9 protein-coding genes are annotated in these 12,933 nt (G+C 65.7%); 7 read left to right on the forward strand and 2 right to left on the reverse strand.

Features of this window, described 5'->3' with window-relative positions:
* Positions 1 to 6: 6 nt before the first annotated feature.
* Complete coding sequence (gene panB, locus ACKI1H_RS21805; RefSeq protein WP_440466288.1) at positions 7 to 831, reverse strand: 3-methyl-2-oxobutanoate hydroxymethyltransferase; 825 nt, start codon at positions 829 to 831, stop codon at positions 7 to 9.
* Positions 832 to 929: 98 nt separating this feature from the next.
* On the opposite strand from panB, the gene ACKI1H_RS21810 reads away from it, so the two are divergent.
* The 6 genes from ACKI1H_RS21810 to ACKI1H_RS21835 all read left to right on the forward strand — a co-directional run bounded on the left by ACKI1H_RS21810 (position 930) and on the right by ACKI1H_RS21835 (position 11,129).
* Entirely contained in the window at positions 930 to 1,739 is an 810-nt protein-coding gene (locus ACKI1H_RS21810) for a helix-turn-helix domain-containing protein (protein ID WP_440466289.1), read from the forward strand.
* Positions 1,740 to 1,834: 95 nt separating this feature from the next.
* Positions 1,835 to 4,135 carry a 5-methyltetrahydropteroyltriglutamate--homocysteine S-methyltransferase gene (gene metE / locus ACKI1H_RS21815; protein WP_440466290.1) on the forward strand — a complete coding sequence of 767 codons (2,301 nt, stop codon included), beginning with the start codon at positions 1,835 to 1,837 and terminating at the stop codon, positions 4,133 to 4,135.
* Positions 4,136 to 4,407: 272 nt separating this feature from the next.
* Positions 4,408 to 5,172, forward strand: a complete 765-nt coding sequence (cobF, locus tag ACKI1H_RS21820; RefSeq protein ID WP_138520927.1) for a precorrin-6A synthase (deacetylating) — start codon at positions 4,408 to 4,410, stop codon at positions 5,170 to 5,172.
* Positions 5,173 to 5,292: 120 nt separating this feature from the next.
* Positions 5,293 to 5,859 carry a cysteine dioxygenase gene (locus ACKI1H_RS21825; RefSeq protein ID WP_440466291.1) on the forward strand — a complete coding sequence of 189 codons (567 nt, stop codon included), beginning with the start codon at positions 5,293 to 5,295 and terminating at the stop codon, positions 5,857 to 5,859.
* A gap of 116 nt (positions 5,860 to 5,975) precedes the next feature.
* Positions 5,976 to 7,109 (forward strand): response regulator, encoded by a 1,134-nt coding sequence (locus ACKI1H_RS21830; protein ID WP_138520929.1) that lies wholly within the window; start codon positions 5,976 to 5,978, stop codon positions 7,107 to 7,109.
* Between the two features lie 3 nt (positions 7,110 to 7,112).
* Positions 7,113 to 11,129, forward strand: a complete 4,017-nt coding sequence (locus ACKI1H_RS21835) for a response regulator (protein ID WP_440466292.1) — start codon at positions 7,113 to 7,115, stop codon at positions 11,127 to 11,129.
* A gap of 10 nt (positions 11,130 to 11,139) precedes the next feature.
* On the opposite strand, the gene ACKI1H_RS21840 is transcribed toward ACKI1H_RS21835, so the two are convergent.
* Positions 11,140 to 11,916 (reverse strand): IclR family transcriptional regulator, encoded by a 777-nt coding sequence (locus tag ACKI1H_RS21840; protein WP_138520931.1) that lies wholly within the window; start codon positions 11,914 to 11,916, stop codon positions 11,140 to 11,142.
* A 178-nt stretch (positions 11,917 to 12,094) separates the two neighbouring features.
* On the opposite strand from ACKI1H_RS21840, the gene ACKI1H_RS21845 reads away from it, so the two are divergent.
* Positions 12,095 to 12,853 carry an ABC transporter substrate-binding protein gene (locus ACKI1H_RS21845; RefSeq protein ID WP_440466293.1) on the forward strand — a complete coding sequence of 253 codons (759 nt, stop codon included), beginning with the start codon at positions 12,095 to 12,097 and terminating at the stop codon, positions 12,851 to 12,853.
* The last annotated feature ends 80 nt before the right edge of the window (positions 12,854 to 12,933 follow it).

Genomic DNA, 12,933 nt, shown 5'->3' on the forward strand with positions numbered 1-12,933 from the left:
TCGGCCTTACTCCTTCGCCATCCCGAAGCAATGCCGCGCCTGCGGGAACCGGCGCTCGCGCACCTCGCTGGCGAAACGCTCGGCCGCCGCGCCGATCATCTCGTCCACCCGCACGTACTGCTGGGCAAAGCGCGGAATCTGCTCGCCGGAAAGCCCCAGCATGTCCTCGGTCACCAGCACCTGCCCGGCGCAGGCGGGTGAAGCGCCGATGCCAATCACCGGGATGTCCAACCGCTCGCAGACCTGCCGCGCCACCGGCTCCAGCACGCCTTCGAGCACCACGCTGAAGGCACCGGCCGCAGCAACGGCATCCGCATCGCGCAGCACCTGCGCGACGCCGGCTTCCTCCTTGCCTTGAACCTTGAAACCGCCGAGGGCGTTGACCTTCTGCGGCATCAGGCCGATATGCGCCATCACCGGAATGCCGCGTTCGATGAGGAAGGCGATGGTCTCGGCCATCTCCGCCCCGCCTTCCAGCTTCACCGCCTGCGCACCGCTTTCCGCCAGTACCCGCGCGGCGGCGAGAAACGCTTGCTGCGGCGAGGCCTGGTAACTGGCGAAAGGCAGGTCCACCACCACGCAGGCCCGTTGCGAGCCCCTGACCACCGCAGCGCCGTGGGCGATCATGGTGTCCAGGCTGACCGCCAGCGTGTGCGGCATGCCGTAGAGCACCATGCCCAGCGAATCCCCCACCAGCAGCACATCGACGTGCGGATCGAGCAGCCGGGCCATGGGCGTCGAGTAGGCCGTCAGCACGACCAGGCTGCCAGGCTCGTGGCGCTGGCGGATGTCGAGGGTGGACAGGCGTTGTTGCGGGCGATGGCTGCTCATGGTGCTCTCCGCTGTGGGATGGTTTTGGGGGCTGGTATTGGCCGGGAAAGACGCTACCATCGGCGCTTCGTGGCCCACTTCCGTGAGAGAGACAAGCTATGCCGTCGACGGGACAGGATCCTCTGGCGCTTCCCGGGTTCGCTTCCCTGCCCCGCCCCGTCTGGCTGCGCGCCTTCGACATGCCGGCCGGCCACAGCGTGGAGCCACATACCCATCCCTGGGGCCAGTTGATGTACGCCGCCAGCGGGGTTCTCGAGGCCAGCACCGAGCAGCACGCCTGCCTGATCCCGCCCCGTCGCGCCATGTGGCTGCCGGCAGGGGTTTCCCATAGCGTGCGGGCGCGAACGGCCGTGGTCTTCCGCAGCTTCTACCTGGCCCCGGAGATTGCCGCGGGGCTGGGGCCCTGCCGGGTCGTGGAGATCTCGACGCTGCTGGACAACCTCATCCAGCGCGCCAGCGAGTTCGCCAGCGACTATCCCGACGAAGGCCCGGAAGCCCGCCTGATGCAGGTTCTGGTGGATGAACTGCACAATGCGCCGGACTCCGGCCTGGACCTGCCCCTGCCGCGCGACACCCGGCTGCGGCGCGTCACCGACCACCTGCAGGAGCACCCCGGCGAGCGCCTGGGCATCGAAGACTGGGCGCAGCGCGTTGGCGCCTCGCGGCGCACCCTGGCGCGGCTGTTCCGTGACGAGACCGGATTGTCGTTCCGCGAATGGCGCGAACGCGTGCGACTGCTCGCGGCGCTGCCCAGGCTGGAGCGCGGCGAGTCGGTGACGCTGATCGCCGGAGAACTGGGCTACGAGTCCACCTCGGCTTTCATCGAGCTGTTCCAACGCCAGCTCAACACCTCGCCTGGCGCCTTGGCACGGCAGATGCGAGCAGGTAGCCAGCCCAGCACAACTTGAGAATTTCTTATGTTCATCGCGAGAACATTGAGTTTGTCTCATGAAGAGGCCGCCAGGAGAATCTCACCATTCGCTGATTCAATGGAGAGATTCACATGGCACTGGCACACAACCTCGGCTTTCCCCGCATCGGCCGCGACCGCGAGCTGAAGAAAGCCCAGGAGGCCTTCTGGAAAGGTGAGCTGGACGAAGCCGGCCTGCGCGCCGTTGGCCGCGAACTGCGCGCTGCCCATTGGCAGGTCCAGAAAAACGCCGGCATCGAGTTGCTGCCGGTGGGCGACTTCGCCTGGTACGACCAGGTGCTGACCCACTCGCTGACCTTCGGCGTGATCCCCGAGCGCTTCCGCGCCCATGGCGACGCCAAGCCGACCCTGCAGACGCTGTTCGCCATGGCGCGCGGAGTCAGTGATAGGTGCTGCGGCGGCGCCCACGCGCAAGAAATGACGAAGTGGTTCGACACCAACTACCACTACCTCGTCCCCGAGTTCAGCGCTGACCAGCCGTTCGAGCTGAGCTGGGAGCAACTCTTCGAGGAAGTGGAAGAAGCCCACGCACTCGGCCATGCAGTCAAACCGGTGGTGATCGGCCCGCTGACCTACCTTTGGCTGGGCAAGACCAAAGGGACTGACTTCGACAAGCTGAATCTGGTCGAGCGCCTGCTGCCGCTCTATGGCCAGATTTTCCGTCGTCTGGCTGCACAAGGCGTCGAATGGGTGCAGATCGACGAACCGATCCTCGCCCTCGACCTGCCGCAGGAGTGGAAGAACGCTTTCGAGCGTACCTACAACCTGCTGCAGAGCGAGCCGCTGAAGAAACTGGTGGCCACCTACTTCGGCGGCCTGGATGACAACCTGGGGCTGGCCGCCGGCCTGCCGGTGGACGGCCTGCACCTCGACCTGGTGCGCGCGCCGGAGCAGTTCCCGACCATCCTCGACCGCCTGCCGGCCTACAAGATTCTCTCCCTCGGCCTGGTCAACGGCCGCAACGTCTGGCGCTGCGACCTGGAGAGGAGCCTGGAAGTGCTGCGTCACGCCCATGAGCGTGTCGGCGAGCGCCTCTGGGTCGCGCCGTCCTGCTCGCTGCTGCACAGCCCGGTGGACCTGGAGCGCGAAGACCAGCTCGACGGCGAGCTGAAGAGCTGGCTGGCCTTTGCCGTGCAGAAGTGCGCCGAGGTCGCCCTGCTCGCCCGCGCCGTCAATGAGCCCCAAGCGCCGGAAGTCCAGGCCGCGCTGGAACAAAGCCGCGCCGTACAGGTCAGCCGTGCCGCCTCGCCGCGTATTCACAAGCCGGAAGTGAAGGCCCGTCTGGCCGCCGTCCATGCGCAGGACAGTCAGCGCCAGTCGCCTTTCGCCGAGCGCATCGTCAAGCAGCGCGCCGGCCTCAACCTGCCGGATTTCCCCACCACCACCATCGGTTCCTTCCCGCAGACCTCTGCGATCCGCCTCGCGCGCCAGGCCTTCAGGCAGGGCAAGCTCAGCGTTGCCGACTATACGGAAGCCATGCACAGCGAGATTCGTCATGCCGTGGAGATCCAGGAGAACCTGGGGCTGGACGTGCTGGTACACGGCGAAGCCGAGCGCAACGACATGGTCGAATACTTCGCCGAGCAGCTCGACGGCTACCTCTTCACTCGCTTCGGCTGGGTGCAGAGCTACGGCTCGCGCTGCGTGAAACCGGCGGTGATCTTCGGCGACCTGAGCCGACCGCAAGCGATGACCGTGGCGTGGATCAAGTACGCCCAGAGCCTCACCAGCAAGGTGATGAAAGGCATGCTGACCGGCCCGGTGACCATGCTGATGTGGTCCTTCCCGCGCGAAGATGTCTCCCGCGAGGTGCAGGCACGCCAGCTGGCCCTGGCGATCCGCGACGAAGTGGTGGACCTGGAGGCCGCCGGCATCCGTATCGTGCAGATCGACGAGGCCGCGTTCCGCGAGGGCCTGCCCCTGCGCCGCAGCGACTGGGGTCGCTACCTCGACTGGGCCACCGAAGCCTTCCGCCTCTGTGCCTCCGGCGTACGCGATGAAACCCAGATCCACACCCACATGTGCTACAGCGAGTTCAACGACGTGATCGAGTCCATCGCCGCCATGGACGCCGACGTCATCACCATCGAGACCTCGCGTTCGGACATGGAGTTGCTGGAGGCCTTCGAGAAGTTCGAGTACCCCAACGAGATCGGTCCGGGCGTCTATGACATCCACTCGCCGCGCGTGCCGGGCAAGGACGAGATGGTCAAGCTGCTGCGCAAGGCGGCCCAGCGCATCCCTGCCGAGCGCCTGTGGGTCAATCCCGACTGCGGCCTGAAGACCCGCGCCTGGCCGGAGACCGAAGCGGCGCTGGTGAACATGGTCGCGGCCGCCCGCGAGCTGCGCAGGGACGTGGCGCTGCTGGGCTGACCGGCCTGCCGCTGTTCATAGGATGGTGTGGAGCGCAGCAATACCCATCGCCCCCGCGCAACGACAGCATGGGTATCGCAAGCTCCACCCATCCTACGATCTACACACGACATCGGATTCGTAGGAGCGGACTCCGTCCGCGATTGGCATCCGCTCGCAGCGGAACAACGGCGAACACCTGCTCTGCTGCACCGCGACGACCCGGCAGATGAGCGCATCGCCGGACAGGCGTAGTCTTGAAGGCCTTCGCTCCACGGCACACAGGACCAGACATGAAGCAGTTGCTCATCATCGGCATCGGCGCGGGCGACCCCGAATACCTCACCGTGCAGGCGATCAACGCGATGAACCGCGCGGACGTGTTCTTCCTCATGGACAAGGGCGCGAGCAAGGTCAAGCTGCTCCAGCTGCGCCGGGACATCCTCGAGCGCTACGTCTCCCGTATCGACTACCGCATCGTCGAAGCCGACAGCCCCGAACGCGCCCGCGAAGGCGACTATTCCGGGCAGGTGCAAGGCCTCAACCACGCCAAGCAACAGGTGTTCGAACGACTGATCGACGAAGAACTGCAGGATGGCCAGTGCGGCGCCTTCCTCGTCTGGGGCGACCCATCGCTCTACGACAGCACCCTGCGCATCCTCGACGCCGTCCTGCGCGAGGGCCGGGTGAACTTCGACTATCAGGTGATCCCCGGCATCACCAGCGTGCAGGCCCTGGCCGCGCGCCACCGGGTGCCGCTGAACGCCATCGGCCAGTCGGTGCAGATCACCACCGGTCGCCGTCTGGCCGAAGGGTTCCCGGCCAATGCGCAGAGCGTCGTGGTAATGCTCGATGCCGAAGATACCTACCGCCAGCTGGACGATCCGGAACTGGAAATCTACTGGGGCGCCTACCTCGGCACGCCAGACGAAATCCTGCGTAGCGGGCGGCTCGTCGAGGTCGGCGAAGACATCCAGCGCACCCGCCAGGCGGCCCGCGAAGCCAACGGCTGGATCATGGACACCTACCTGCTGCGGCGCGGGCCGAAGGACGCCTGAGCCCCCAAGCAGGGCAGACCACCCGTGCCGGGTCATGCGCCCCACGGTTCTGAGCAGGCTCGGCAAAAGCGGCTAGAGTGATTGCGTTGTGTCGCCAACGCCCGCCGGAGCGCACCGCTCATGCCCAACGCCACCCTCGCCCGCTTCATCGAACACGCTACCCAGCTCAGCCGGCAGGAGTCCGAGCCCTGCCAGTGCGTGGCCTCGCTGGCACCTTTCATGATGGAGCTGCTGGCCCATGCCGGCGACTTCCTCGAAGCGCACCACTACCAGAGCGACCCGTTCCACTATGCGCGCAACCTGGTCTACCAGGCCCCTGACGACAACCTGTCGCTCTACGCGCTGGTCTGGTCGCCAGGCCAATGGACGCCGGTGCACGACCACGGCAGCTGGGGCGTGGTGGGCATAGTCGAAGGCGTGCTGGAGGAGCGCAGCTACGTTTGCCTGTCCGCTGACCGCCACCGCGATGAAGGCATCGAACTGGTCAAGGGCGGCATGATCCTGCTGCCGCCCGGCGCGGTTACCAGCTTCGTCCCCAACCCCGACCACATCCACGTCACCGGCGTCCCCGCCGAGCGTCCGCGTGCGGTCAGCCTGCACCTCTACGGGCGGATGATGAACAACTACCACATCTATGACGTCGAGGCCGGCACGCGGCAATTCGTCGAGGTCGAGCACAACGGCTGAGCCGCCTGCCAGGCGAGCCTCCCGAATAGCCGGAGGCCACGCCCAGTGCGGGCTATACTGGTTCCGGCGCACAGGAAGGAATAGCTCTGGCGCGCCCCTTCGGCGGAGGACGGTCAATGAATGCGCCTGGTCCCGTTGTTCGTCCGACGATCCTGATCGTCGACGATGCTCCCGAGAACCTCACGCTCCTCTCGGAGCTGCTCAAGTTGCTGTACTGCGTCAAGGCCGCCCGCAGTGGCGAGAAGGCACTGCAGATCGCCCAGTCGGACGAGCCGCCGGACCTCATCCTGCTCGACGTGATGATGCCTGGCATGGATGGTTTCGAGGTCTGCAAGCGCCTGCGCGACGACGCCCGCACCCGGCATATACCGGTGATCTTCATCACTGCCCAGGACACCGCCGATGAGGAAATACGCGGTCTGGAGCTGGGCGCCGTGGACTACCTGACCAAGCCGATCAACCCGCCCACGGTACTGATGCGCGTGGACAACCAGCTGCGCATCAAGGCCGCCGCCGACTTCCTGCGTGACCAGAACGAATACCTCGAACAGGAGGTGCAACGGCGCACCCGCGAGCTGGCGGCCATCCAGGACGTGACCATCCTGGCAATGGCCTCTCTGGCAGAGACTCGCGACAACGAAACCGGCAACCACATTCGCCGTACCCAGCATTATGTCAGCGCGCTGGCCGAGCACCTGCAGCAGCACCCGCGCTTCACCGCCGAGCTGGATGAGGAAACGCGGCAGCTGTTGTTCAAATCGGCGCCACTGCACGACATCGGCAAGGTCGGCATCCCCGACCACATCCTGCTCAAGCCGGGCCGCCTCACCAGCGAAGAGTTCGAAGTCATGAAGACGCACACCACCCTGGGCCTGGACGCCCTGGAGACGGCCGAGGCGCGGCTCGGGATGGACGTGCCCTTCCTCCGACTGGCCAAGCAGATTGCCTACGGCCACCACGAAAAGTGGGATGGCTCGGGTTACCCTCAGGGGCTGGCCGGCGACGCGATTCCGCTGTCGGCTCGGCTGATGGCGGTGGCCGATGTCTACGACGCACTGATCAGCCGGCGTATCTACAAGAACGCCATGCCTCACGAAGCCGCCGTCGAGCACATCCGCGGCCAGCGCGGCCAGCACTTCGATCCTGACGTGGTCGACGCGTTCCTCACTCTTCAGGACGAATTCCGCCGCATCGCCGAACGCTTCGGCGACAAGGAAGCTCATCCTGCCGAGGGCGCCACGCCCACTTGACCGATGCTCCCCCTTCATCGATCCAGAGCAGCCCCGCCAGGAGGCGCCCCGATAGTGACTCCACTCGGTTTTCTACAGCGGCTGAAGCTGAGGACACGGTTGGTGATCGGGTTTGGCGGCATCCTCCTGTTTGCCCTGTTCATCGGTCTGTACAGCCTGTACGTCCAGCGCGAGCAGACTCAGCGGATCACCCAGATCTACGAAAAGGAAATGCTCGGCCTTGCCCATATCGATGCCGCCCGGGTCGCGCTGGCCAGCATCGGCAGGAGTGTTCGCCAGACGGTGCTCGCGGCGGACACCGGCGCCAGGGAGCAGGCACTGGGGCAACTCAAGGAAACCCAGGCGGCCTTGCGCGAGGAGATCGAACAGGCACGTCCGCTCATCTACCGCACCCGCGCGCAGCAGGAGCTGATCCGTTTCGAGGTCGCCTACGAGGAGTACCAGGGCCAGATCGACCGGGTGCTGCAACTCAACGATCAACCTGCCAGTGCGGGCCACTCCTCGGACCTGGCGGCGATTGCCCTGCTGTCGTCCACTGAGCTCCAGCGACCTGGCGAGGTCGCCAACCAGGCACTTTCCGAAGTGGGGCAAATCAAGCGCGCAGGAGCGGACCTGGAGGTCAATCGTGCCTCCGAGCACTTTCTTCGCAGTGTCGAGCTGACCTTCTGGCTCCTCGCCTTGTGCGTGGGTGGCGGAGTCCTGTTCGCCATTCTCATCAGCCTGTCCATTCGCCGCCCGGCCGACAGGCTCAGGCACTCGGTCGACGCACTGAGCAAGGGCGAACTGGACGTGGTCGTTCCCTTCCAGGATTACCCCAACGAAATTGGCGAGATGGCGCGGGCCATCACTGCCCTGCAATCCGAAGCCCGGCAGATGGCGGACCAGCGCTGGGTGAAGACCCAGGTGGCGACGCTGAGCATGGCCATGCAGTCCGTCGCCGGGTCCCGCCAACTGGGCGACCGTGCCCTGGAGGCACTGGCCCCACCGATGTGGCTGCGGCGTGCCACTCTGCACATTCATGATGAGAAAAATGCCGAGCTGGTGCTGCTGGGCAGCTACGCGCCAGGCCCTGACTCACCTCATCGCGTGGCCGTCGGCCAGGGGCTGATCGGTCAGTGCGCGAAACAGCGCGCGGCAATTCACCTGCCCCGACCTGAAAACGCGGCGGAGGATGGGTCCTCCCCAGCGCGGAGACTCGATGTTCTCCCGCTGATCCATGGTGAGCGCCTGGTCGGCGTGCTCGCGTTGGAGGGGGTTCAGGAATTTGGCCCGAGCCAGCTCGACCTGCTCGGCGAGTTCGTCCCGCTGCTGGCGATGAACCTGGAAATCCTCGAGCGCACCTCGCGCACCGAACAGCTCCTCAAGGAGACCCTGACCCAGGCCGAGCAGATGGAATGCCAGGCCGCAGCCCTGCAGGAAAGCGAGAAGCGCCTGCAGTACATCCTCGACTGCAGCCCGGTCAGCGTCGCCATTTCCACCCAGGAGCACCTGCACCTGGTCAACCCTGCCTTCGCCACCAGCTTCGGGCTCAAGGTGGGCGACAATGCAGCCGGGCTTTACGTCGACGAGACGGAGCGCGAAGCGGTCTGGAACGAGCTGCTGTCCGGCGAGCAGATGCTCGAGCGTGAGGTTCGCCTGTATGACGGCCAGGGCGCCGAGCGCGACATCCTCGCGACCTACCTGCCGATAGTCCACCACGGCGAACCCGCCATGCTCGCCTGGCTGTACGACATCACCGAGCGCAAGCTGGTCGAGCAGCAGATGCGCCGTGCCAAGGAACTGGCCGAGGAAGCGACCCGGGCCAAGAGCGAGTTCCTCGCCAACATGAGCCATGAGATCCGCACGCCGATGAACGTGATCATCGGCATGAGCAGCCTGGCCCTGAAAAGCGGGCTCGACGCGCGCCAGCACAACTACGTGCAGAAGGTGAACCGCTCCGCCGAGGGGCTCCTGGGTATCATCAACGACATCCTCGACTTCTCGAAGATCGAGGCCGGCATGATGAGCGTGGAGCACGTCGAATTCCGCCTGGAGGACGTGCTGGAGCAGTTTTCCGCGATGGTTGGTTTCAAGGCCGAGGAGCATTCACTGGAACTGCTCTTCCAGCTCAGCCAGGACCTGCCGACCTCACTGATCGGCGATCCGCTGCGCCTGGGGCAGATCCTGCTCAACCTGGGCAACAACGCGGTGAAATTCACCGAGCGCGGTGAGATTGTCCTCGGCATCGAACCTGTGGCACTCGACGCCGAGGACGCGGAGCTGCACTTCTGGCTGCGCGACACCGGGATCGGCATGACCTCCGAGCAGTGCGGACGCATGTTCCAGTCCTTCATCCAGGCCGACTCCTCCACTTCGCGCCGCTACGGTGGCACCGGGCTCGGGCTGTCGATCTCCAGGAGCCTGGTGGAACTCATGAGCGGGCGCATCTGGGTGGAAAGCGAACCGGGCAAGGGTTCGGTGTTCCACTTCCACGCGCACTTCGGCATCCCCGAGGCCGCCGCGCCACGGCGCATGCTGCGGGCCGACGAGCTGCTCGGAGTGCGCGCCCTGGTGGTCGACGACAACGCCTCGGCGCGGGAGATCCTCTCCGGCATGGCGCTCAGCTATGGGCTGGAAGTGGACGTCGCGCGCAATGGCAACGAGGCGCTGGAGTGGATCAGCGAAGCGGAACAGCGCCAGCTGCCCTACCAGCTGGTGCTGGTGGACTGGCAGATGCCGGGCATGGATGGCATCGAGGTCGTTGCGCGTCTGCACGACGGCCACTGCGAGGAGGTGCCGGCGGTGGTCATGGTCACTGCCTTCGGCCGCGAGGAGGCGCTGGATGCGGCCCAGCAGCGCGGCGTCGAACTGGGCACGGTACTGACCAAACCGGTGACGCCCTCCACCCTGCTGGAGTCGATCAACATTGCCCTGGGCAAGCAGAACGTCGTCGAGCCGCGCAGTCGCGAACGCCAGAGCGCTACCGACGAGGCAGTGGCCCGTGTCGCCGGCAGCCGAATATTGCTGGTGGAAGACAACGAGCTGAACCAGGAGCTGGCGATGGAGCTGCTGGGCGATGCCGGTATCGAGATCGTGCTGGCCTGCAACGGTCAGGAAGCACTGGACCTGCTGGCCGTCGACAGGCGTTTCGACTGCGTGCTGATGGACTGCCAGATGCCCGTGCTCGACGGTTACGCGGCCACCCGGGCACTGCGCCTGCGGCCGGAACTGGCGCAGCTGCCGATCATTGCCATGACCGCCAACAACATGGCCGGGGACCGCGAACTGGCGCTGGCTGCCGGCATGAACGACCACATCGCCAAGCCCATCGACCCGCCCGCGATGTTCCTCACCCTGTCGCGCTGGATCGAGCCGCGGCAACGGCCGGGCACAGCGAGCGCGTCGGCACCCACTGCATCGCCCGCCAGCCTGTTCGACCTGCCGGGTATCGACAGCCGCGCCGGGCTCGCCACCTGCGCCGGCAAGGCAGCACTCTACGAGCGACTACTGCGGCGTTTTCACACCAGCTACCGGGATTTCATCGACGAGTTCCGCGCCCTCGACTCGGCGACCGACCCGACGATCCGTCGCCGCGCCGCCCACACCCTGCGCGGCGCGGCCGCGAACATCGGTGCCCTGGCACTGGCACGGGCCGCCACAGCGCTGGAAGACGCCTGCCTTGGATCGTCCTCGGAAGCACTGACCTCGCGCCTGTTGCTGGATGTGCAGGCGCAACTGGAGACGGTGCTGGCGAGCGTGGCGAATCTCGCCACAGCTTCCCCCGCGGAGCCGCCTGCGGCCGCCATGACCGAGGAGCAGATCACCGCCCTCTTCCGGCAGCTGCACGGTTTGCTGGAGCACAGCGACACCAGCGCCGGCGAACTGGTCGCCCGGCTGAGCCGCGTCTTCGCGGACTCGCCTCGGGCCGGGCTGCTGCGAGAGATAACCGAAGCCATCGAAGGCTTCGACTACGATCGGGCCCTGGCGCAGCTGCAGCGATGGCTGGACGAGACCCCCGCGCCCCTGCAGCCGCATGCCTGAGCGAGCGGCCTCAGAGCGTCCTGATCGAGGTGCTGATCGCCCGCGCGCATTCGATGGCTGCCGGTGCCAGGCGACGTTCGGCGTCCTCGCGGGTCCAGCGACTGGTGGGCGCCACCACGTGTACCGAGGCGACCGGACGGCCCTGGCTGTTGCGTACCGGTGCGGCCACCGCCATGTCTCCCAGGAACAACTCCTCGCTGTTGATCGCATAGCCCTTGCGGCGAATCTCGGCGATCTCGCTGAGGATTTCCTCCAGCGAGGTGCGGGTGTACTGGGTGTGGCTGGACAGGTCACTGTCCTGCAGCAACTCCAGCACCTCGTCGTCGCTCAACGCGCTGAGGAAGGCGCGGCCCGAAGCGGTGCAGTACATGGGAATGCGGCTGCCGATGGGCAGATGAATCGGGATGAACTTCGGCCCGACGAAGCGCGCCACGTAGAGCATGTCGGTGCGTACCGGTTCGGTGAGATTGGTGGTCTCGCCCGTGGTCTGCGCCAGCTCCGCGAGGAAAGGGTTGGCCACGTCCACCAGGGTATCGGCGGCGAGGTAGTTGTAGCCGATCTCCATTACCTGCGGCGTCAGCTGGAAGCGCTTGGTCTGTGGGTGCTTGCTGACATACCCCAGTGCTTCGAGGGTATGGATCATCCGCTGCGCCGAGCTCTTGGTGATATCGGCGGCCTCGGCCACCTCGGCCAGGTTCATCGTGCGGTTGCGCGCATTGAAGGCGCGTAGCACCGCCAGGCCTTTTTCCAGCGACTGGTTGAACAGGCTGTTTTCGTTGTCGCTCATGTCTCGTCCTTGCGAGGGAGAACGCCTTGAATCAGGCATTGAGTATCGATATGCGATATTTATAAATCTCTTTACGATTCTTGTAAATCATTTATATTGCGACCAACGCCTCCTGCCGAACCTCGAGGCCATCCATAACGCATAACGACAACAAACCGCGTCAAATGGGAGTTCACCAATGCATCCTCGCCTCCGCGTGTTTTCCTGCGCCCTCGCGCTCGTCGCCAGCTGCGCTGCATCCCTGGCCGCCCAGGCCGAACCGCTGAAGGTCGGCGCCACCGCCACCGGCGTGCCGTTCACCTTCCTCGACATCCAGACCAACAGCATCCAGGGCATGATGGTCGATTCCGCCCAGGCCGTGGCCAAGGCCGGCGGCTTCGAAGTGGAAATCGCCCAGACCACCTTTGCCGCACTGATCCCCTCGCTCACCGCGAAGAAGATCGACCTGATCTCCGCCGCCATGCTGCGCACTCCCGAGCGGGAAAAAGTCGTGCAGTACTCCGACCCGGTATTCGAGTACGGCGAAGGCCTGGTGGTGCGTGCCGACGATGACAAGGCCTACACCAGCATGGATGACTTCAAGGGCGAAGTGGTCGGTGCCCAGGTCGGCACCATCTTCATCGACAAGCTCAACCAGCGCGGCATCTTCAAGGAGGTGCGCGGCTACGACTCCCTCGCCGACCTCACTCGCGACCTGGCGCTCGGGCGCATCAAGGCCGGCTTCGGCGACCATCCGATCCTCGCCTACCAGATGGCCAAGGGCAGCCTGAAGAAGGTACGCCTGGTGGACAGCTACCAGCCGCAGATCAAGGGCGAGGTCTGCCTGATCCTGCGCCAGGGCGATCCGCAGCTGCTCGCCCAGGTGAACAAGGGCATCGCCAGCATCAAGGCCGACGGCACCCTGGCCGGCATCATCGGCAAGTGGCATCTGGACTGACGTCCGCCCGCTTCACACCATTCCCAAGTCTCACCCGCGCCTTTCGCCGGAGCCTCGCGCCCGGTGAAGGGTGACGGCCG

The organism is Pseudomonas sp. YH-1 (assembly GCF_051990045.1).
GTDB classification, from domain to species: domain Bacteria; phylum Pseudomonadota; class Gammaproteobacteria; order Pseudomonadales; family Pseudomonadaceae; genus Pseudomonas; species Pseudomonas nicosulfuronedens.